20 protein-coding genes and 1 pseudogene are annotated in these 19,621 nt (G+C 61.2%); 7 read left to right on the forward strand and 14 right to left on the reverse strand.

The window, feature by feature from the left end:
* The first annotated feature begins 196 nt into the window (after nt 1–196).
* A complete protein-coding gene (locus B9Z34_RS05145) occupies nt 197–718 on the forward strand; it encodes a DUF2062 domain-containing protein (RefSeq protein WP_108427035.1) in 522 nt (173 codons plus the stop codon).
* Nucleotides 719–808: 90 nt separating this feature from the next.
* Here B9Z34_RS05145 and B9Z34_RS05150 read toward each other — a convergent pair whose 3' ends face one another.
* From B9Z34_RS05150 to B9Z34_RS05175, 6 genes are read right to left on the reverse strand one after another with little or no spacing between them, the layout of a single operon-like run.
* Complete coding sequence (locus tag B9Z34_RS05150) at nt 809–1,978, reverse strand: ABC transporter substrate-binding protein (RefSeq protein ID WP_108427036.1); 1,170 nt, start codon at nt 1,976–1,978, stop codon at nt 809–811.
* Nucleotides 1,979–2,014: 36 nt separating this feature from the next.
* Entirely contained in the window at nt 2,015–3,871 is a 1,857-nt protein-coding gene (locus B9Z34_RS05155; protein WP_108427037.1) for a long-chain fatty acid--CoA ligase, read from the reverse strand.
* Nucleotides 3,872–3,874: 3 nt separating this feature from the next.
* A complete protein-coding gene (locus B9Z34_RS05160; protein WP_108427038.1) occupies nt 3,875–4,693 on the reverse strand; it encodes an ABC transporter ATP-binding protein in 819 nt (272 codons plus the stop codon).
* Nucleotides 4,690–5,523: an ABC transporter ATP-binding protein gene (locus tag B9Z34_RS05165; RefSeq protein WP_108427039.1), complete on the reverse strand. Its 834-nt coding sequence runs from the start codon at nt 5,521–5,523 to the stop codon at nt 4,690–4,692. The genes B9Z34_RS05160 and B9Z34_RS05165 overlap by 4 nt, the downstream gene beginning before the upstream one ends.
* Complete coding sequence (locus B9Z34_RS05170; protein ID WP_108427040.1) at nt 5,520–6,596, reverse strand: branched-chain amino acid ABC transporter permease; 1,077 nt, start codon at nt 6,594–6,596, stop codon at nt 5,520–5,522. The genes B9Z34_RS05165 and B9Z34_RS05170 overlap by 4 nt, the downstream gene beginning before the upstream one ends.
* Nucleotides 6,597–6,605: 9 nt before the next feature.
* Complete coding sequence (locus tag B9Z34_RS05175; protein WP_108427041.1) at nt 6,606–7,481, reverse strand: branched-chain amino acid ABC transporter permease; 876 nt, start codon at nt 7,479–7,481, stop codon at nt 6,606–6,608.
* 178 nt (nt 7,482–7,659) lie between these two features.
* Between B9Z34_RS05175 and B9Z34_RS05180 the strand changes: the two genes are divergently transcribed.
* Both B9Z34_RS05180 and B9Z34_RS05185 read left to right on the forward strand, forming a co-directional pair.
* A complete protein-coding gene (locus B9Z34_RS05180) occupies nt 7,660–9,051 on the forward strand; it encodes an acyclic terpene utilization AtuA family protein (RefSeq protein ID WP_108427042.1) in 1,392 nt (463 codons plus the stop codon).
* Complete coding sequence (locus tag B9Z34_RS05185; RefSeq protein WP_108427043.1) at nt 9,048–9,449, forward strand: hypothetical protein; 402 nt, start codon at nt 9,048–9,050, stop codon at nt 9,447–9,449. The genes B9Z34_RS05180 and B9Z34_RS05185 overlap by 4 nt, the downstream gene beginning before the upstream one ends.
* Nucleotides 9,450–9,464: 15 nt before the next feature.
* On the opposite strand, the gene pcaF is transcribed toward B9Z34_RS05185, so the two are convergent.
* Nucleotides 9,465–10,667: a 3-oxoadipyl-CoA thiolase gene (pcaF, locus tag B9Z34_RS05190; protein WP_108427044.1), complete on the reverse strand. Its 1,203-nt coding sequence runs from the start codon at nt 10,665–10,667 to the stop codon at nt 9,465–9,467.
* Between the two features lie 311 nt (nt 10,668–10,978).
* Here pcaF and B9Z34_RS05195 point away from each other — a divergent pair, with 311 nt between their 5' ends.
* Nucleotides 10,979–11,413, forward strand: a complete 435-nt coding sequence (locus tag B9Z34_RS05195) for a DUF1841 family protein (RefSeq protein ID WP_199220075.1) — start codon at nt 10,979–10,981, stop codon at nt 11,411–11,413.
* Here B9Z34_RS05195 and B9Z34_RS05200 read toward each other — a convergent pair.
* Both B9Z34_RS05200 and B9Z34_RS05205 read right to left on the reverse strand, forming a co-directional pair.
* Nucleotides 11,414–12,080: pseudogene (locus B9Z34_RS05200) on the reverse strand (transglycosylase SLT domain-containing protein).
* 12 nt (nt 12,081–12,092) lie between these two features.
* Nucleotides 12,093–13,838, reverse strand: a complete 1,746-nt coding sequence (locus B9Z34_RS05205) for a proline--tRNA ligase (RefSeq protein WP_108427046.1) — start codon at nt 13,836–13,838, stop codon at nt 12,093–12,095.
* Between the two features lie 99 nt (nt 13,839–13,937).
* Between B9Z34_RS05205 and B9Z34_RS05210 the strand changes: the two genes are divergently transcribed.
* Nucleotides 13,938–14,555 (forward strand): RNA pyrophosphohydrolase, encoded by a 618-nt coding sequence (locus B9Z34_RS05210; RefSeq protein ID WP_108427047.1) that lies wholly within the window; start codon nt 13,938–13,940, stop codon nt 14,553–14,555.
* Nucleotides 14,556–14,591: 36 nt separating this feature from the next.
* Here B9Z34_RS05210 and proB read toward each other — a convergent pair whose 3' ends face one another.
* From proB to rplU, 4 genes are all read right to left on the reverse strand, one after another.
* Nucleotides 14,592–15,728 carry a glutamate 5-kinase gene (proB, locus tag B9Z34_RS05215; RefSeq protein WP_108427048.1) on the reverse strand — a complete coding sequence of 379 codons (1,137 nt, stop codon included), beginning with the start codon at nt 15,726–15,728 and terminating at the stop codon, nt 14,592–14,594.
* A 54-nt stretch (nt 15,729–15,782) separates the two neighbouring features.
* Nucleotides 15,783–16,907, reverse strand: a complete 1,125-nt coding sequence (cgtA, locus tag B9Z34_RS05220; RefSeq protein ID WP_108427049.1) for an Obg family GTPase CgtA — start codon at nt 16,905–16,907, stop codon at nt 15,783–15,785.
* Between the two features lie 103 nt (nt 16,908–17,010).
* Nucleotides 17,011–17,271 carry a 50S ribosomal protein L27 gene (rpmA, locus tag B9Z34_RS05225; RefSeq protein ID WP_019430604.1) on the reverse strand — a complete coding sequence of 87 codons (261 nt, stop codon included), beginning with the start codon at nt 17,269–17,271 and terminating at the stop codon, nt 17,011–17,013.
* A 12-nt stretch (nt 17,272–17,283) separates the two neighbouring features.
* Nucleotides 17,284–17,595, reverse strand: a complete 312-nt coding sequence (rplU, locus tag B9Z34_RS05230) for a 50S ribosomal protein L21 (RefSeq protein ID WP_053171757.1) — start codon at nt 17,593–17,595, stop codon at nt 17,284–17,286.
* A gap of 218 nt (nt 17,596–17,813) precedes the next feature.
* Here rplU and B9Z34_RS05235 point away from each other — a divergent pair, with 218 nt between their 5' ends.
* Together B9Z34_RS05235 and B9Z34_RS05240 are read left to right on the forward strand one after the other, a co-directional pair.
* Nucleotides 17,814–18,797, forward strand: a complete 984-nt coding sequence (locus B9Z34_RS05235; RefSeq protein WP_108427050.1) for a polyprenyl synthetase family protein — start codon at nt 17,814–17,816, stop codon at nt 18,795–18,797.
* A gap of 15 nt (nt 18,798–18,812) precedes the next feature.
* The gene (locus B9Z34_RS05240) at nt 18,813–19,214 is read left to right on the forward strand and encodes a surface-adhesin E family protein (RefSeq protein ID WP_108427051.1); all 402 of its coding nucleotides are present in this window, start codon (nt 18,813–18,815) and stop codon (nt 19,212–19,214) included.
* Nucleotides 19,215–19,278: 64 nt separating this feature from the next.
* Here B9Z34_RS05240 and B9Z34_RS05245 read toward each other — a convergent pair whose 3' ends face one another.
* Nucleotides 19,279–19,614: a hypothetical protein gene (locus B9Z34_RS05245; protein ID WP_146179620.1), complete on the reverse strand. Its 336-nt coding sequence runs from the start codon at nt 19,612–19,614 to the stop codon at nt 19,279–19,281.
* Nucleotides 19,615–19,621 lie beyond the last annotated feature (7 nt).

Below are 19,621 nucleotides of genomic sequence, written 5' to 3' on the forward strand. Positions count from 1 at the left end.
ATCAGCCGGACCGACCTGCCAACTGCCCAGCGCATGAATCCGGACACTTGGCCTGCACGGCCGTTTGAAGGTCTTTATTTTTATTGAATAAAACGATATTTCTTTCCTAAAAAACAAGAATGTCACACTGAAATTTCTTGCTGTTTCCACCAGGACCCGGCAGGCAACATGCGCCCATCGACACACTGGACGCGTCATGCCTGTTTTCCACACCTTAAGAGCCTCCCTACAAAAAGCGCTGCCCACCCGCGAATCCCTGGCGCAACACGCCTGGCTGCGCCCGGTGGCACACCAGCTGCTGCACCCCCAGCTGTGGCGGCTTCAACACGAGTCGGTGGCACGGGGCGTGGCCATTGGCACTTTCTGGGCCTTCGTGATCCCCTTGGGTCAAACCTTTGTCGCTGCGGCCCACTGCACCTGGTGGCGCGGCAACATTCCGGCAGCGGCCGTCATGACCATGCTGACCAACCCACTGACTTTCGGTTTCTGGCTGTGGTTGGCCTATCCCGTCGGCAACCTGTTCCTGGGCACGCCCATGTCCGCAGACAATGGGCCAGACACGGGCTGGGCAAGCGGCTTGCAAGAAGTCGGCGGCCCGGTGCTGCTGGGCATGGGCATTTTTGGCGTAGGCGGCGCCGCAGTGGCTTATGGGCTGGTCAAACTCGGCTGGCGTGTGCGTGTGGCACTGCGACGCCGCCGTTCCAACGCTGGGGGATGACAGCCCCCTGGGCACTTGGAACGCTCAAGAAAAAACCGCCAGGCCCTCTCGGGCACTGGCGGTTTTTTTGTGCAGCGGGCGCTGCAGGTTTTACTTCTTGTCGCTGAAGTAGTCCGAGGTCACTTTCCAGCGGCCGTCGGTGATCTGCGACATGCGCGACGCATTGCTGCCCAAGCGCTTGGTCGGGCTGAAGGTCATCTCGGACGTGCCAAAGATATCGGGTGGGATCACCATGGTGTCCATGGCCTTGATGATGCTTTCGGTCGTCACATTGGCACCGGACTTTTCAACCGCGCGCAAGAAGGAATCGATGGCGTTGTAGCCATACACCGAGAACACGGTGGGGTCTTCGTTGAACTTGGTCTTGTACTTGTTGGCCCAGAAACGGATGGGCTGCGAGGCCTCGTCCAGATAGGGGTGCTGGGTCGACATGGTGGCGTAAAAGCCGTTCATGGCAGGGCCACCGAGCTTGTGGATCAGGTCGGTGTAGGCCGCGCTCGAACCCAGGAAGGTGGGGTTGAAGCCCAGGCGGCGTGCGGTGGCGATGCCGCCAATGGTTTCACGGATGATGGTGCCCATGACCACGAAATCGCACTTGGACGAAGCCAGTTTTTGCATTTGCGATGCAAAGTCGGTCGCGCCGCGCTTGTAGGTGGTGACTTCGGCGAACTGCATGCCGATGGTTTTCAGGCCCGCCTCCGCACCACGGAACACCTCCAGACCGAACTCGTCGTCCTGGTGCATGGCGCATATTTGTTTGGCGTTCTTTTCCTTCACCAGGATCGGCACGCCCAGGCGCATCTGGTCGTAATAGGTGGCGGCAAAGGAGTACTTGAGCTTGTGGAAGGGCTCGTACATTTCACGCGCAGCCGTGACCGGGAAGAAGTTGATCACGTTCTTCTGAAACTGCACAGGCATCGCCGCCATGTTCTGCGCGGTGCCGATGTGGCCGATCATGGCAAAAATCTTGTCCTGGTTGACCAGCTTTTGCGCGGCCAGCACGGCGCGGCGCGGGTCATAGGCCGAGTCTTCGACCAGCAGCTTGAACTTGCGGCCATTGATGCCGCCTTGCTCATTGGCTTCGTCCACGCGCAGCATCATACCCAGGCGCACCTGCTTGCCAAAGCCGGCCAGCGGGCCCGACAAATCCTGGATGGAGCCGAGCACGATTTCGTTTTTGGACACGCCCTGCGTTTGGGCCATGGCCGCGCCAGCGGTCAGGGCCATCGCAGCAGCGACAAGACTGAGTTTGAGTTTCATGGTGCAGGTCTCCTGTGGTGATGATGGGTGATGAAATCAGCGGTACATCGCCTCGATCTGGGGCGCGTATTTGTTCTCGACCAGTTTGCGCTTGAGCTTCATGGTCGGGGTCAGTTCTTCGTCTTCGGCACTCAGTTGCGTGTCGAGCAGCCAGAATTTCTTGATCTGCTCGACGCGGGCAAACTTCTTGTTGACGCGGTCCAGCTCGGCCTGGATCAGGGACTGCACCTCGGCGCTGTGCGTCAGGCTGGCGTAGTTGGAGAAAGGCACGTCGTTGTCCTGCGCGTATTTCTCCACGTTTTCCTGGTCGATCATGATGATCACAGTCAAGTAGGGCCGCTTGTCGCCAATCACCACCGCATCGGTGACGTAGGGCGAGAATTTCAGTTCGTTTTCCAGCTCGCTCGGGGTGATGTTCTTGCCCCCGGCTGTGATGATGATGTCTTTCATGCGATCGGTGATGCGGAAAAACCCTTCCTCATCGACCACGCCCACGTCGCCCGTGTGCAGCCAACCGTCGGCGTCGATGGTCTCGGCGGTTTTCTCGGGGAGGTTCAGGTAACCCATGAACACATTGGGGCCACGCACCAGAATCTCGCTGGTCACCGGGTCCAGACGCATTTCGTTGTACTCGGCGGCCGGGCCAATCGAGCCGGGCTTGATGCGGTCAGCAGGCACACCCGTGGCCGCACCGCAGGTCTCGGTCATGCCCCAGACTTCGAGCATGGGCACACCCAGCGCCAGGTACCAACGCACCAATTCGGGTGAAATGGGTGCAGCACCCGTGACCAAAAAGCGTGCGCGGTGGATGCCGATCAGTTTGCGCACGTTGTTGAGCGCCAACAGCCGCGCCAGATGAAAGCGCAGTTTCAGGCTGGCAGGCACCGGCTTTTGCGCCAGCACCAAATCGGCCACCTGCTGGCCCACGCCAATCGCCCAGCCGTAAACGGCTTGTTGAAAGCTGCCTGCTTCCTTGAGCGCGATCATCACACCCGAGTAAAACTTTTCCCACACGCGGGGCACGGCCGTGAACACGGTGGGCGCTATTTCGCGCACGTTTTCGGGCACCGTCTCGGGGTTCTCGACAAAGTTGAGTTTGGCCCCGGTGTAGAGCGAAAAATACTCACCGCCCATGCGTTCGGCAATGTGGCACAACGGCAAGAAGCACATGCATTCGTCGCGCTCATCGCGGGCGATCAGGGTGTTGTAGCCGCGCACCGTGTAGACCAGCCCACGATGGCTGTGCATGCCACCCTTGGGCTTGCCGGTGGTACCCGAGGTGTAGACCAAAATGGCCAGGTCCTCCGGTTGGCAAGCGGCGCTGCGCTGCATCAACGCATCCGAGTGTTGCTGAGCGTGTTCGCGACCCAAGGCCTGCAGCTGTTTCAGGCTGATGACCATCGGGTCGTGGAAGTCGCGCAAACCCTCCATGTCGAACACCACGATTTTTTGCAGCAAGGGCAAGGTCTCGCGCACGGCCAAGGCCTTGTCGAGCTGCTCGTCGTCTTCGACAAAGAGCACGCGGGTGCCCGAGTCTTCACACAGGTAGTGGACCTGCTCGGCCGCATCGGTCGGGTAAATGCCATTGGACACGCCACCTGCGCTGAGCACAGCCAGGTCGCACAGCACCCATTCGATGTTGGTGTTGGACAAGATGGAGGCGGTGTGCCGCGCCTCAAAGCCCAGCGCCATCAGGCCGTGGCCGATCTCTCGCACGGCTTGCGCGGTCTCGTTCCAGGTCCAGCTGCGCCAGATGCCCAGGTCCTTCTGGCGCATCCAGACATTCGGGCCACGCGCGGCCACCGCGTTCCAGAAAATGGCGGGGATGGTCTCGCCCGCCATGACGACATTTTTTTGCGGCGTGATGCCGGAGGTGTCCCAGAGTTGGCTCATGTCTTATCTCCAGGTCTTCTTCTTTTTCCAGCGGCGGTCGGCTCGCACGCCCTCTTCCTTCATGCCCAAATAGAACTCCTTGATGTCGTCCTTTTCACGCAAACGGGCGCAGCTGTCTTCCATGACGATGCGGCCGTTTTCCAGCACATAACCGTAGTCCGAGGCGTTCAGCGCCATGTTGGCGTTTTGCTCGACCAGCAAGATGGTGGTGCCGCGCTCGCGGTTGATGCGCACCACGATTTCAAAAATGTCCTTGGTCAACTTCGGGGACAAGCCCAGGCTGGGTTCGTCCAGCAAGATCAGGTCCGGGTTGGCCATGAGGGCGCGGCTGATGGCCAGCATCTGCTGCTGCCCGCCCGAGAGCAAGCCCGCGTCTTGCGCAGCCCGCTCGCGCAGGATGGGGAAGTAGTTGAATACCGCCTCCATGTCACGGGCCACGCCATCGCGGTCCTTGCGGGTGAAGGCGCCCATGAGCAGGTTGTCGCGAATCGACAGCAGCGGGAACACCTCGCGGCCTTCGGGCACATGCATCAAGCCACGCTGCACGATGATGGCCGGGTCTTGCGCGGTGATGCTCTGGCCCTTGAACTCGATCGAGCCCTTGCGCGGGTCGATGATGCCGCTGATGGTTTTGAGGATGGTGGTCTTGCCTGCGCCATTGGAGCCGAGCACGGTGGCGATCTCGCCACGGCGCACCTGCAGGCTCACGCCACGGATCGCCTTGATCGGGCCGTAGGCGCTCTCCACGTTGAGCAGCTTGAGCATCACCTTGCCAGCCACGGGCTCAGCCACCGTGTTCAGGGTTGAAGTTGCGGCGCTCATGCGGCACCTCCGGGTCTGTAGTTTTCGCGGCGCAGGCTGGACACATCGTCTACCGTGCCCAAATACGCCTCGATGACGGCCGGGTCGCTTTGCACCTGGCTGGGCGTGCCAGTGGCGAGTTCTTCGCCCTGGCTCATGGCCAGCACGCGGTCCGACACTTTGGACACCAGGCTCATGTCGTGCTCGACCATGAGCACGGTGATGCCCAATTCATTCTTGATGTCCGAGATCCAGAAGGCCATGTCTTCGGTTTCCTCGACGTTCAGGCCCGAAGAAGGCTCGTCCAGCAGCAGCAGTTTCGGCTCGGTGCACAGGGCTCGCGCCAGCTCGACCACTTTGCGCACGCCATAAGGCAGGCCTGCGACCATCGAGTCGCGGTGGTGCTGCAGGTCCAGAAAGTCGATGACCTCTTCCACTTTTTCACGCGCTTCGATCTCGGCCGCACGGGTTTTGGACGAGAAAAACATCTCGCTCCACAGCCCCGTCTTGCGGTGCGTGTGGCGGCCGATCAACAGGTTTTGCAGCACGGTGGCATGCTCAAACAACTCGATGTTCTGAAACGTGCGGGCAATGCCCAGCCCCGCGATCTGGTGCGGCGGCTGCTCGGTCAGGCGCAAGGGGCCTTGTGGCCCGGCGTAGTCGATCACGCCCGTGGTGGGCGTGTAGATGCGGCTGATCAGGTTGAACACGGTGGTCTTGCCAGCGCCGTTGGGGCCGATCAGGGTGAAGACCTCGCCGCGCTTGACGTCGAAGCTGACCTTGTTCACGGCCAGCACGCCGCCAAAGCGCACGCTCAGGTCCTGGGCGGATAAAAGGGTGTCTGCGTTCATTTCAGGCGGTCCGATTTCTGGAACGATTTCTGGCGCTTGAACAGGCCACGGCGGTAAAACGGAAAGAGCTGGAACCAGGTGCGCACCTTGAGCCAGCGGCCATACAGGCCCATGGGCTCGAACAGGACAAAAGCGATCAGCACCATGCCGTAGACCGTGCCCTGCAAACCTGCCGCACCGCCAATGGCCGCAGGCAAAAAGTCCTTGCCCAGCGCAATCAACTGCGGCATGACGATCAGGAAAATCGCGCCCAGGAATGCGCCGTGGATCGAGCCCAGGCCGCCAATCACCACCATGAGCAAGAGGTCAATCGACTGGATGATGCTGAACTGCTCGGGCGAGAGGAACTGGATCTTGTGCGCATACAAAGCACCGCCAACGCCCGCCAGCGCAGCCGACAAGGCAAAAGACAAGGTCTTGTAACGCGCCAGGTGGATGCCCATGCTTTGCGCCGAAATCTCGGAGTCGCGGATGGCCACAAAAGCGCGGCCCGTGGACGAGCGCAGCAGGTTCACGATGGCCAGCGTGGCACCGACCGCCACGACCAGGCACAGGAAATAAAACGACTCGGTGGTGTCCAGTGTCCAGCTGCCAATGGCGGGATACCCCACCATCAGGCCCGCATTGCCGCCCGTGACGCTTTCCCAGCGGGCCATGCCTTCCTCCACAATGAAGCCAAAGGCCAGTGTGGCCATGCCCAGGTAAATGCCTTTGACGCGCAGCGCAGGCAGGCCCACGATGACGCCTGCGATGGCCGAGAACAAACCCGCGCACACCAGCGCCAGCGGAAACGGCACCCCGGCATTGACCATGACGGCCTGGGTGTAGGCCCCCACGCCCAGGAAGGCGGCATGCCCCAGCGAGAACAAACCCGTGAAGCCCGCCAGCAGCATCAGGCCCAGGCCCACCACGGCGTAGATCAAGACAAAGGTCAGCTGGGCCAGCCAGTATTCAGGCACCACCCAGGGCGCGGTCACGAGAAACAAGCCCAGAAGGCTGTACCAGAACACATGGCCGCCGTGCTTGGCCAGCTTGACGTCCTGGTTGTAGTCGGTTTTGAAAATGAAACGCATGCCGGGGCCTCAGACTTTCTTGCGCAATTGCTCGCCAAACAAACCATTGGGCTTGAGCACCAGCATGAGCAAGACCACGATGTAGGGCGCGATGTCCTTGAAGCCTTCGGGCAGATAAAAACCCGAGAACGATTCGACGATGCCGATCACCAGCCCCCCCACAATCGCGCCGGGCAGACTGCCAAACCCCCCCACCACCGCAGCGGGAAAAGCCTTCAGGCCAATGAAGCCCATGTTGGCGTGCACAAAGGTGATGGGTGCCAGCAGCAAGCCCGCCACCGCCGCCACCGATGCCGCCAGGCCCCAGACCAGGCCGTTGATCTGCTTGACCGGAATGCCCATGTAGTACGCGGCCAGCTGGTTTTGCGAAGCCGCCTGCATGGCGATGCCCAGCTTGCTGTACTTGAACATGGCAAACAGGCCCAGACACAGGATGGCTGTGGCACCGATCACCACCATTTGCTCGGCGGCGATCACCAAACCGCCCAGTCGCAAAACCTCGCCCGCATAGGGCACGGGCATGGTGTGGGTGTCGGTGCCGACATCCGGGATCATGGTGATCAGGCCGCGCAGCACATAGCCCACACCGATGGTCAGCATGACGATGGAAAAAGCGGGTTGTCCGAGGATGGGGCGAATGACCAGACGCTCCAGAAAAGCACCGAACACACCCATGGCCACAATGGCGGAAGGCACCGCAATCCAGAACGGAAAGCCCAGCAAGGTCATGGCGGCCAGGCCCGAAAAAGCCCCCACCATCATCAGGTCACCCTGGGCAAAGCTCACCGTTTCGGTGGCTTTGTAAATCAGCACGAAACCCAGGGCGATGAGTCCGTAAATACAACCCTGGGCCACACCGCTGATCAGCAGTTGCAGCAATTGCACGCCTGTCTCCTTTTGTTTTTTCTGTCTGGCCTCTGTTCGCTTTCAGGTCAGCTTTGTCGGTGACGACACCGAGCAAAGGCATTTGCGAACGACCGTGCGATTGTGCATGTCTTACACGAGACTTTCCCTAGGGGTTGTCCCCCATTCGAACTCATACGCAAGGCTTCAATATCCCTTCATGACACATGCCATTCGCATCGGTTCCGGGCTCGGGTTTTACGGGGACAACTGGGAGCCTGTCGCTGCCAGCATCGAGCGCGGCCAGGTGCAATTCATCGCCAGTGACCACCTGGCCGAGTTGACACTGGCCATCCTGCAAAAAGACCGCCAGCGCGATCCCGCTTTGGGCTATGCCCGTGATGTGGTGCCCATGCTGCTGCGCCTGTGGCCTTTGATGCAAACGCGTGGCGTCCGATTCGTGTGCAACGCGGGCGGCCTCAACCCCATGGGCGCGGCGCAGGCGGTGCGCAAGGCTTTGGCCGCCGCAGGCTGGCACCCGCGCATCGCGGTGGTGAGTGGCGATGACGTGCTGCCCCTGCTGCAAGACCCTGCAGGTCGTTATGACCACATGATGAACGGTGCCGACGTGGCCAGCGTGCGCGAACGGCTGGTGTTTGGCAACGCCTACCTGGGCGCACAGCCCATCGTGGATGCACTGGACCAGGGGGCCGACATCGTGATCACCGGACGCGTGGCCGATGCGGCGCTGTTTCTGGGGCCGCTGGTGCACGCGCTGGGCTGGAAGCTCGCCGATGCGAGCACACCCGAAGACTTCCACCGCCTGGCACAAGGCCTGACGGTGGGGCATTTGCTCGAATGCTCAGGCCAGGGCAGCGGCGGCAACTTTGGCAGCCAAGGCAGCTGGCAAAAAATCCCTGACTTGGCGCACATCGGCTACCCGATTGCCGAGGTCTGGCCCGACGGCACGGCCTACATCACCAAAGCCCCGGGCACAGGTGGTCTGGTCAACTTCGACACCGTGCGCCAGCAACTGCTGTACGAAGTGCACAACCCGCACGCCTATTTTTCGCCCGATGTGGTGCTGGACATGGGCCAGATCCAGTTGCACGACGAAGGACAACACCGCGTGCGTTTGACCGGCGCCCAAGGCCGCGCGCCCACCGATCAGCTCAAGGTGGTTGCAGGCTTCAAGGATGGCTTCAAGGCCGAGGTCAGCTGGGGCTTTTCCTGGCCCGATGCGTGGGACAAGGTGCAGGCGGCAGAAAGCATGATCCGCAGCCAATTGAAAGAACGCCAAATGCCTTTTGACGAGCTGTTTGTGGAATACCCCGGGCTGAACTCGGCACACGGCCCACTGGCGCCCCTGCCGCCTGCGGCCGAGTTGAACGAACGCGCCGAGATCTGGGTGCGCATGGTGCTGCGCACGCCCTCCAAAGCCGTGGCCGATGGCTTTGGCAGGTTGTTCCCCTGGATGGCTTTGAGTGGCCCGGCCTACACCTGCGGCTTTCAGGGCATGAACAGCGCCAGCGAATTGCTGGGCATCTGGCCCACCCTGATCCCACGCCACCAGGTCCGGGCCCGCCTGGAGATACTGGAGCCCAACGCATGAACCACACCGCTCTTGTGAAGATTCCCCTGGCCCGCATCGCCCACGCCCGCAGCGGCGACAAGGCCGACTGGGTGGACTTTGGCCTGTTCGCCTGGAACGAAGCAGGTTATCGCCTGCTGGAGCGCGAAGTCACTGCCGCCAAGGTGCAGGCGCACTTTGCGCCTTGGCTGCCAGGCCAACTGGACGCCTGGCCTTTGCCGAACATTTTGGCCCTGAAGTTCGTGCTGCACGGCGCCCTGCAAGGCGGCGGCGCACACAACCTGCGCCTCGACAACCTGGGCAAAGCCATGGGCGCTGCGCTGTTGCGGCTGGACATCGAAGTCAGCACCGAAGAACTCGAGCAGGCGCAAAAAAGCCCCCGAAGGGGCTGGTGGCCGGAGATGTCACCCCGGACTTGATCCGGGGTCCATGCCTCACACGCGCTCGATGATCAGCGCAATGCCCTGGCCCACGCCGATGCACATGGTGCACAGCGCGTAACGACCAGCGGTTTGCTGCAGACGGTTGATGGCCGTGGTGGCCAAGCGGGCACCGGATGCACCCAGGGGGTGGCCCAGGGCAATCGCGCCACCCCAGGCGTTCACCCGGGCGTCGTCGTCTTTCAAACCCAACATGCGCAGCACGGCCAGGCCTTGCGCGGCAAAGGCTTCGTTCAACTCGATCACGTCCATGTGGTCGAGGGTCAAGCCGGTTTGGGCCAGCACCTTGAGCGTGGCGGGTGCGGGGCCAATGCCCATGATGCGCGGTGCCACGCCCGCAGTCGCCATGCCCACGATGCGGGCCTTGGGGGTCAAACCGTTTTTGGCGGCAGTGGCTTCGTCGGCCAAGAGCAAAGCGCAAGCGCCGTCGTTCACGCCCGAGGCATTGCCTGCGGTCACGGTGCCGTCCGGGCGCACCACGCCTTTGAGCTTGGCCAACGCTTCGAGGCTGGTTTCACGTGGGTGCTCGTCGGTGTCAACGATGATCGCATCGCCCTTTTTCTGGGGGATGCTCACGCCCACAATTTCGCGGGCCAGGTGCCCGGCCTTGATGGCAGCGACCGCACGCAGCTGGCTGTTGTAGGCCATCAGGTCTTGCGCTTCGCGCTCGATCTTGAAGTCGGTGGCCACGTTTTCGGCGGTCTCGGGCATGGAGTCCACGCCGTATTGGGCTTTCATCAGCTTGTTGACAAAGCGCCAGCCGATGGTGGTGTCGTACACCGCGTTGGCGCGGCTGAAGGCGCTCTCGGCTTTGGGTATCACAAACGGGGCGCGGCTCATGCTTTCCACACCACCGGCAATCATCAAGCCGGCTTCGCCCGCCTTGATGGCGCGGGCGGCGGTGCCAATGGCGTCCAGACCCGAGCCGCACAGGCGGTTGATGGTGGCGCCGGGCACGTCGATCGGCAGACCAGCCAGCAAGCTGCTCATGTGGGCCACGTTACGGTTGTCTTCACCGGCCTGGTTGGCGCAGCCGTACAGCACGTCGGTCACTGCCGCCCAGTCCACTTTGGGGTTGCGGGCCATCAGGGCACGCAGGGGCACCGCACCCAAGTCGTCGGTGCGTACGCTGCTCAAAGCACCGCCGTAACGGCCAAAAGGGGTACGGATCGCGTCGCAAATGTAGGCTTGGTTCATGTTTTAGGGTTCCAGATGAAAGTTTTATGCATTTTATTGCATGTTTCAGTGCATTGCTGAATTGATTCTAGGTGTTGAATCCGCCATGGGCACGAGCGGCGCTGCCCGGGCTCAGAAGCGCTTCGCTTTGCCACATCGTGCGGACAGGGCCATGCCCTCTACAGACTCGGTGCCCGCTGACCCGTGCCATCATGCCTGCGATGGGGCCATGGGGATGGGGCGATGTGGCAAAGCGAAGCGCCTCTGAGCCCGAGCCCCATGGCCCCATTGCAGGCAACCCCATGCAGACATGAAGGACAATTGCTGCCATGCTGATCCAACCTTCACAAGCCGATGTACGGCGCTTTTTTTGCGGTGTTTACGCCAAGGCCAAAACCTCAGCTCCCCTCGAGCCCATGGAAACGCTGGTGAGCCAATGGATTGAGGAACACCCCGAATACCACGCCGAACTGGCCGATGTGGACGCGGCACTGGCCAACATGCACACAGCCGACCCGAACCGGGAAAACCCTTTTTTGCACTTGTCGATGCACCTGTCGATCAGCGAGCAATGCAGCATTGACCAACCCCGTGGCATCCGCCAGGCGGTGGAGTTGCTGACCCACAGACTCAACTCCCTGCACGATGCCCACCACCAGGCCATGGAATGCCTGGGTCGCATGGTTCATGAAAGCCAGCGCTCAGGCCGCATGCCCGATGGCGAGTCCTACATCGCCTGCGTGCAACGCCACGCCACGCAAGACTGATCAGTCCACCGCCTGCAACCAGCGCCGCTGGGCCGTCTGCACCGCATCGGGATAGGCCGCTTGCCCTCGGGAGCCGTTGTAACGCCCTAAACCCATGAACAGATCACCCCCCTCGCGGTCGAGGTAATGCCGCAAGATCACGCAGCCAAATCTCAAGTTAGTTTGCATGTGGAACAAGCGGCTCGCATCGCCATCGCCGATCGAGCGGGTCCAAAAAGGCATGACCTGCATGTAACCCCGAGCACCCGCAGGGGAAACCGCGTGCTTGCGAAAAGCGCTCTCCACCTGGATCAGGCCCAGCACCAATGACAGTGACAAACCGGCTCGGCGGGCTTCGTACCACAGCGTTTGCAAAAACTCTTGCCGCTCTGTGGGGTGGCTTTTTGAAACGAGCGAGGAGACGGCTCGTGGCGGCCAGCCAGTCGGCGTAAGCTTGTTGGTCAGCCGCAGTGGCCAGCACTGGATCGGGCGGCGCGGCATGGGCCACGGCAGCGCTCAGGGCCGTGCGCACGGCATGCGACAAACGCTCCTCCACCTGTGCCCCCGCAAGCGCTGGCTGCGCGGTCAAAAGGCCAAGACCACTGCCCACGACCGCCACCTTCGCCAAGCGCCTCAGAGCTTGACGCCGAGAACGCCATTCAAACGGCAGGGGGATGGCGGACGGCATGGCCCGAACGCATCAGACTGTCATGCGAGAGCGGATATGCGCCAGGATGTCCGATACCGCCACCTTGCTGGCTTCGGCATCGCGGCGGTGCTGGTATTCGACCAGGCCATCCTTGAGGCCTTTGTCGCCGATGGTGACGCGGTGCGGCACACCGATCAATTCCCAGTCGGCAAACATGGCACCCGGGCGCTCGCCACGGTCGTCCAGGATCACGTCCACACCCTCGGCCAGCAAGGCGGCGTAAATCCGCTCGGCTTCAAGCTTGACGGCTTCGCTGCGGTCCATGCCGATGGGGCAGACCACCACGGTGAACGGTGCAATCGCGTCGGGCCAGATGATGCCGCGCTCGTCGTGGTTTTGCTCGATGGCGGCGGCGGGCAAGCGTGTGATGCCAATGCCATAGCAGCCCATTTCCAGAAATTGTGGTTTGCCGGTTTCGTCCAGAAACGTGGCGTTCATGGCCTTGGAATATTTGGTGCCCAAATAGAACACATGGCCCACTTCGATGCCGCGCTCAATGGCCAGCTCGCCTTGGCCGTCGGGCGATTGGTCGCCCGCCACCACGTTGCGGATGTCGGCCACCAAAGCGGGCTCGGGCAGGTCGCGGCCCCAGTTGACGCCGGTGATGTGGAAGTCTGGCTCATTGGCGCCGCAAATCCAGTCGGCCATCACCGCGACCTCGCGGTCGGCCACCAGGTGCACAGGCTTCTTCAGGTTCAGCGGGCCAAGGTAACCCGGCTTGCAACCGAAGTGGTCTTCGATTTCGGCCAAGGTGGCAAAGCGGAAGCCGCCTTCCATGCCGGGCAACTTACAGACCTTGACTTCGTTCATGTCGTGGTCGCCGCGCAGCAGCAAAAGCCAGACTTGCGATTTGACGATCTCACCCTGCTCGTTCAGGGCGTCGGTGGCCAGCACCAGTGACTTGACGGTGGTGGACAGGGGCACGTTCAGCAAGGCGGCAACGTCTTCGCAGGTGCTCTTGCCGGGCGTGGGGGTTTTGGTCAGGGCCTGTGTGGCTGCAGCGCGGGGCTGGCTCGGGGCCAGGGCCTCGGCCTTTTCCATGTTGGCGGCGTAGTTGCTGGTGGGGCAATAGACGATGGCGTCTTCACCCGTGGCGGCGATCACCTGGAATTCTTCACTCAAGTCCCCCCCGATGGCGCCGCTGTCGGCGGCGACAGCGCGGTAGGTCAAACCAAAACGGTCGAAAATCTTGCGGTAGGCCCCGGCCATGACCTGGTAGCTGGCCTTGGCGCTGGCCATGTCGCGGTCAAAGCTGTAGGCGTCTTTCATGGTGAATTCACGCCCGCGCATCAGGCCAAAGCGGGGGCGGCGCTCGTCGCGGAATTTGGTCTGGATCTGGTAAAAGTTTTTGGGCAGCTGTTTGTAGCTGCGCACTTCCTGGCGCACCACATCGGTCACCACCTCTTCGCTGGTGGGCTGGATGACAAAGTCGCGGCCGTGGCGGTCCTTGATGCGCAAGAGCTCTGGGCCCATCTTGTCAAAACGACCCGTTTCCTGCCACAGTTCGGCCGGCTGGACCACGGGCATGGTCATCTCGATGGCCCCTGCGCGGTTCATCTCTTCGCGCACGATGGCTTCCACCTTGCGGATGACCCGCAGGCCCATGGGCATGTAGTTGTAAATACCCGCGCCCAGTTTCTTGATCAGGCCCGCCCGGGTCATCAGTTTGTGGCTGACCACCTCGGCATCGGCGGGGGCTTCTTTGAGGGTGGAAATGAGGAACTGGGAGGCTTTCATCGCAACGGACTAACTTGACAAGGGCATCAGGGAAACATCCAAGAGCAAGCGGCAGTGCGCCGTGCATAATGGACACAATTTAAAAATTTGAGGTTGATTATGCTTGACCGTGAAGGCTTTAGGCCGAACGTCGGCATCATTCTGCTCAACCAGAAAAACCAGGTTTTCTGGGGCAAGCGCATCCGCACCCACAGCTGGCAGTTTCCGCAGGGTGGCATTGACCGGGGCGAAAGCCCTGAACAGGCCATGTTCCGCGAACTCCATGAAGAAGTGGGGCTCCACCCGGAGCATGTGCGCATCGTGGCCCGGACCCGTGACTGGTTGCGCTATGAGGTGCCAGACCGCTTCATCCGCAGGGATGCACGCGGTTTTTACAAGGGCCAGAAACAAATCTGGTACCTGCTGCAGTTGGTCACCCACGACCACCATCTGAACCTGCGCGCCACCGACCACCCTGAGTTCGACGCCTGGCGTTGGAACGATTACTGGGTCCCGCTGGATGTGGTGGTGGAGTTCAAGCGCGGTGTCTACGAGATGGCGCTGACCGAGTTGGCGCGCTTTCTGCCGCGCCAGGACCGCCAAAACCGCTATTTGCGCAGTGGCCACCGCTCGCCTCGAGAAGGCAGCGAACCAGAAGGTCAGCGACCCGACATGCAGCCCCCCATGCACATGGAGTTACCGCCTGGGGCCAGCTTCGACCCCAATCCGCAAGGCTGACACCTCAGGCGGCCGCACCCGGCAGCACCTGCGTTGTCAGCGGCTCAGGATCAGGTTGTCGCGGTGCACCATCTCGGGCTCGGCGGTGTAGCCCAGCAAAGTCTCGTACTCGTGTGAAGGCTTTCGGCACAGCAAACGGGCCTCGGCACTGGCGTAGTTGGCCAGGCCCCGGGCGATTTCGGCACCTTGTTCATCCCGGATCGCGATCACATCGCCGCGTGAAAAATCACCGGCCACGCCCGTCATGCCAATGGGCAACAGGCTTTTGCCTTCGGTCAGCACTTTGTGGGCTGCACCCGCATCCACTGTGACTGAGCCGCGCAGCTGCAGGTGGTCGGCCATCCACTGTTTGCGGGCCTGCTGCTTGGCCGTTTGCGCCACCAGCAAAGTGCCCATGTTGTCGCCCTGCGCCAGGCGCAGCAGGGCGTCGGGCTCGCGCCCCCAGGCGATCACGGTGGACGCGCCCGAACCCGCAGCCCGCTTGGCAGCCAGGATTTTGGTGATCATGCCGCCCTTGCCGATGCTGGAGCCCGCACCACCCGCCATGGCTTCCAGCGCCGGATCACCGGCACGGGCTTCATGGACAAAAGTGGCCGAGGGGTCTTTGCGCGGATCGGCGGTGTACAGCCCTTTTTGATCGGTCAGGATGACCAGCAAGTCGGCTTCGATCAGGTTGGCCACCAAAGCGCCCAAGGTGTCGTTGTCGCCAAACTTGATCTCGTCGTTGACCACCGTGTCGTTTTCGTTGATGACCGGGAGCACGCGGTGCTGCAAAAGGGTGAGCAAGGTCGAGCGGGCGTTGAGGTAACGCTCGCGGTCGGCCAGGTCGGCGTGGGTGAGCAGCACCTGGGCGCTGCCCATGCCGTTTTCTCGCAGTTTGGTTTCGTACATCTGCGCCAAGCCCATCTGGCCCACGGCAGCGGCTGCCTGCAGGGCCGGCACTTCGCTCGGGCGGGTGGTCCAGCCCAGGCGCTTCATGCCTTCGGCGATCGCGCCGCTGGAGACCATGACCACTTCCTTGCCCTGGGCACTGAGCAACGCCATTTGGCGGCACCATTCGCCAATCGCACCTTCGTCCAGACCGCGTCCCTCGTTGGTCACCAGGCTGGAGCCCACTTTGACGACAATGCGGCGCGCATCGCGCAAGAGGGTGGAAACGGCGGCAGAGGTCATGCTTCGGGGGGTGCTGGACGTGAGAGGCAAAGGATCTTGGGCGCAGGCCGCCAATCAATCGAGATCAGAGGGCAGTGGCTTGAAACGCGGGTCATCGGCATCGGGCTCTTGCGGCTTGTCCTGCTCCTTGAAGCGGGGGTCGATGTCCACCACGCCCTGCTCGATGATTTGCTGAGCCCGGATGTGCTTGTAAATCTCTTTGATCAGCGGTTCGCAGCCTTCGCGGGTCAGGGCCGAGATCTGGAAAACCGGGCCTTTGTAGCGCATGCGCTTGATGAAGTCCTTGACGCGGGCTTCGCGCTCATCAGCAGGCACCATGTCCAGCTTGTTGAGCACCAGCCAGCGCGGCTTGTCATAGAGCTTGGCATCGTATTTTTTGAGCTCGGCCACGATGGCTTTGGCTTGTTGCACCGGGTCGACGTTCTCGTCGAACGGGGCAAAGTCGACCACATGCAGCAGCAAGCGCGTGCGCTGCAAATGGCGCAGGAACAAGTGCCCCAGACCTGCGCCCTCAGAGGCGCCCTCGATCAAGCCCGGCACATCGGCCACCACAAAGCTTTGCTCCGGGCCCACGCGCACCACACCCAGGTTGGGGTGCAAGGTGGTGAAGGGGTAATCGGCAATTTTGGGGCGGGCGTTCGACACGGCCGCAATGAAGGTGGATTTGCCTGCATTGGGCATGCCCAGCAGCCCCACGTCGGCCAGCACCTTCAGCTCCAGCTTGAGCTCTTTCTTTTCACCGAGCCAGCCGGGTGTTTTTTGGCGCGGGGCGCGGTTGATCGCGCTTTTGAAGCGCATGTTGCCAAAACCACCGTCACCACCCTTGGCGATCATGATGGTTTCACCGGGCACCAGCAATTCGTAGAGCACTTCGCCGGTTTCGGCGTCGCTGATGATGGTGCCCACGGGCATTTTGAGGATGACGTCGTCACCCGCTGCACCAAACATGTCAGAACCCATGCCATGCTGACCGCGTTTGGCCTCGTGGCGGCGTGAATAGCGGTAGTCGACCAGGGTGTTCAGGTTGATGTCGGCATAGGCGTACACATGGCCGCCCCGACCGCCATCGCCCCCATTGGGGCCACCGAATTCTTTGTACTTTTCATGGCGGAACGAGACGCAGCCGTTCCCGCCGTCACCTGCGGCGATGTCAATATAGGCTTCGTCAACGAACTTCATGAGATTTCCAGTGTAGCTTGGGGATCACTGTCAAAAGATCAGCGGTCCAGAATGCGAAAAGCCCCGGCTTGCGGGGCTCCTCTTTGCCATGGGCGAGACAGGCTTAAACAGCCGGTGTCACGTTGACCATGTGCTTGCTGAGCTCACCTTTGGTGGAGAACGACACGTGGCCGTCGACCAGGGCAAACAAAGTGTGGTCTTTGCCGATGCCGACATTGTTGCCAGCATGGAATTTGGTGCCACGTTGACGAACGATGATCGAGCCAGCGCTGATCAGTTCACCACCGAAAGCCTTGACGCCGAGCATTTTTGGCTTGGAATCACGACCGTTGCGCGTAGAGCCGCCGCCTTTTTTCTGTGCCATGACCTATTCTCCTCAGGCAGCGATTGCACCGATTTGCAGTTCGGTGAACTGCTGACGGTGACCCTGACGTTTCTGATAGTGCTTGCGACGGCGCATCTTGAAGATGTGCACTTTGTCGTGCTTGCCATGAGCCACCACAGTGGCTTTGACTGTGGCGCCGGACACCAGGGGCGTGCCGATTTTCAGGTCTGCGCCGTTGCCGACTGCGAGAACTTGATCGATCACGATTTCCTGGCCAACGTCCGCAGCAATCTGTTCTACTTTAATTTTTTCGCCAGCGACAACACGATACTGTTTGCCACCGGTTTTTATGACCGCGTACATATTTGACCTCTTTGAATGGAAGTTTCCAAGGGCTAATCCCCAAGGAACCGCCGATTTTAGCACGAGACCGCCTTGCCAGGCAAATGTTCTGGCAGCCACAGGCCTCGGAGGAGCGGAACCGCGCAGTGCGGTCCCTATAATGCGTATAGTCATAAAACCTCACCGTTCACCGCCCTCGCCGCCCCGGTCATGCCGGGACACCCAGCCGGAAACTCCATTTGTCTGCCTCAGAACACAGCACAGCCGCCGTCCTTGAACTGGTGGCCCCCGACATGGCCGAAGTCGATCGGGTGATCGCCCAACGACTCGACTCAGGCGTGCCTTTGGTGGGTGAGGTGGCGCGCTACATCATTTCGGCTGGTGGCAAACGCCTGCGTCCGGTGCTCTTGCTCTTGACTTGCGGTGCCTTGGATTACTCCGGTAGCCAGCGCCACAATCTGGCCGCTGTCGTCGAATTCATCCACACCGCCACCCTGCTGCACGATGACGTGGTGGACGAATCGACCCTGCGCCGGGGCAGGCCCACGGCCAACGAAAACTTCGGCAACCCAGCCAGTGTGCTGGTGGGCGATTTTTTGTATTCCCGCGCCTTCCAGATGATGGTGGACGCGGACAGCATGCGGGTGATGCAAACCCTGGCCGACGCCACCAATGTGATCGCCGAAGGCGAAGTGCTGCAATTGATGAACATGCACGACGCCTCGCTCGACGAAGAAGGCTATTTGCGCGTGATCCGGTCCAAAACGGCGAAACTGTTTGAAGCCAGCGCACGCCTTGGGGCCATCCTGGCGGGCAGCCCCGCCGCCACCGAGGCCGCTTGCGCCCAGTACGGCCAGGCTTTGGGCACGGCATTCCAAGTGATCGACGATGTGCTGGATTACGACGGCAACACCGCCGAAATGGGCAAAAACCTGGGAGATGACCTGCGCGAAGGCAAGGCGACATTGCCTTTGATTTTGGCCATGCAACTGGGTAGCGACAGCCAAAGACAAACCGTGCGCGAAGCGATCGAGACGGGCAGCGTAGAGCGCTTGGCCGACATCGTGGCCATCGTGCGCGAAACCGGCGCACTGGAAGCCACACGCAACGCAGCGGCCTCCGAGGCACAGCGCGCCATCGATGCGGCCATGCAGCTGCCTGACAATGCCCATCGCCAAGCCATGGTGGTGTTGGCATCACAGTTGCTGAACCGCAGAACCTGACCGGGCGGATCGGCCATGAAACTGCCCAGCCACTTTGTTCGTGCCCTCGCCACCTTGGCCTGCTGCATGTGCCTTGGCACGCAAGCCAGCCCCAAATGGGAAGCGGTCATGCTCAACGACCAAGGCTTGTTCTACATCGACCCGAAGTCCATCACCGAAGAAGACGGCCGGAAAAAAGTGTGGAGCGCCCTGGATTACAAAAAACCGCAAAGCACAGGCGATGGCAAGCCTTACTTGTCGATCCACTCACAAATTCAGCTCAATTGCAAATTGAAGATGGCGCGGGTGCTGCATTTGACGTATTACACCGGTCCGATGCTCACAGGCCAAGTGGTCAGCCGCCAGGGCATGTTGCACGAATGGCTGGACATTGATCCCACCTCACCCATTCAGAAAATCGCCCGACGCGTTTGTTGAGTGTTCAGCGGACAAGTAGGCACCTGTGCAGCGCAGACAGGTGGTCTCAAGTCAGCTGATGAGCTCACTCGACAACCAGACGGCAAGGCTCCTTGATTTTGAGCTCTTGCCGCTTTTCTTCGCAGTAGCGCATGGCCCGGCGAGCACCCTCCGCCGCCATTTTGATGTGCACAGAACACTGCAAGCTCATTTTTTCAATGTCACTGTGGTTGTCAAAAGCAGCCGCACAGCGGCTGTTGGCCGTCATCTCCGGCTTGGTTTGTCGCCAAACCATCTTCAGGCCTTCCGGGATATCCCGCACCCGCACGGTGGGGTAAACCTCAGCCGCCATCAGCTGCGCAGCGCACGCCCACAGCAAAACCGTCAGACCCGGATTCATCGCGCAAATTCTGGCTTTCATGGTTGTC

This window comes from Limnohabitans sp. Hippo3 (assembly GCF_003063665.1).
Lineage (GTDB): Bacteria > Pseudomonadota > Gammaproteobacteria > Burkholderiales > Burkholderiaceae_C > Limnohabitans_A.

Bases quoted from the DNA above. Each gene is read 5' to 3' on its own strand.
- B9Z34_RS05145 (WP_108427035.1), top strand. From the start codon at position 197: ATGCCTGTTTTCCACACCTTAAGAGCCTCCCTACAAAAAGCGCTGCCC.
- B9Z34_RS05150 (WP_108427036.1), bottom strand. From the start codon at position 1,978: ATGAAACTCAAACTCAGTCTTGTCGCTGCTGCGATGGCCCTGACCGCT.
- B9Z34_RS05155 (WP_108427037.1), bottom strand. From the start codon at position 3,871: ATGAGCCAACTCTGGGACACCTCCGGCATCACGCCGCAAAAAAATGTC.
- B9Z34_RS05160 (WP_108427038.1), bottom strand. From the start codon at position 4,693: ATGAGCGCCGCAACTTCAACCCTGAACACGGTGGCTGAGCCCGTGGCT.
- B9Z34_RS05165 (WP_108427039.1), bottom strand. From the start codon at position 5,523: ATGAACGCAGACACCCTTTTATCCGCCCAGGACCTGAGCGTGCGCTTT.
- B9Z34_RS05170 (WP_108427040.1), bottom strand. From the start codon at position 6,596: ATGCGTTTCATTTTCAAAACCGACTACAACCAGGACGTCAAGCTGGCC.
- B9Z34_RS05180 (WP_108427042.1), top strand. From the start codon at position 7,660: ATGACACATGCCATTCGCATCGGTTCCGGGCTCGGGTTTTACGGGGAC.
- B9Z34_RS05185 (WP_108427043.1), top strand. From the start codon at position 9,048: ATGAACCACACCGCTCTTGTGAAGATTCCCCTGGCCCGCATCGCCCAC.
- pcaF (WP_108427044.1), bottom strand. From the start codon at position 10,667: ATGAACCAAGCCTACATTTGCGACGCGATCCGTACCCCTTTTGGCCGT.
- B9Z34_RS05205 (WP_108427046.1), bottom strand. From the start codon at position 13,838: ATGAAAGCCTCCCAGTTCCTCATTTCCACCCTCAAAGAAGCCCCCGCC.
- B9Z34_RS05210 (WP_108427047.1), top strand. From the start codon at position 13,938: ATGCTTGACCGTGAAGGCTTTAGGCCGAACGTCGGCATCATTCTGCTC.
- proB (WP_108427048.1), bottom strand. From the start codon at position 15,728: ATGACCTCTGCCGCCGTTTCCACCCTCTTGCGCGATGCGCGCCGCATT.
- cgtA (WP_108427049.1), bottom strand. From the start codon at position 16,907: ATGAAGTTCGTTGACGAAGCCTATATTGACATCGCCGCAGGTGACGGC.
- rpmA (WP_019430604.1), bottom strand. From the start codon at position 17,271: ATGGCACAGAAAAAAGGCGGCGGCTCTACGCGCAACGGTCGTGATTCC.
- rplU (WP_053171757.1), bottom strand. From the start codon at position 17,595: ATGTACGCGGTCATAAAAACCGGTGGCAAACAGTATCGTGTTGTCGCT.
- B9Z34_RS05240 (WP_108427051.1), top strand. From the start codon at position 18,813: ATGAAACTGCCCAGCCACTTTGTTCGTGCCCTCGCCACCTTGGCCTGC.
- B9Z34_RS05245 (WP_146179620.1), bottom strand. From the start codon at position 19,614: ATGAAAGCCAGAATTTGCGCGATGAATCCGGGTCTGACGGTTTTGCTG.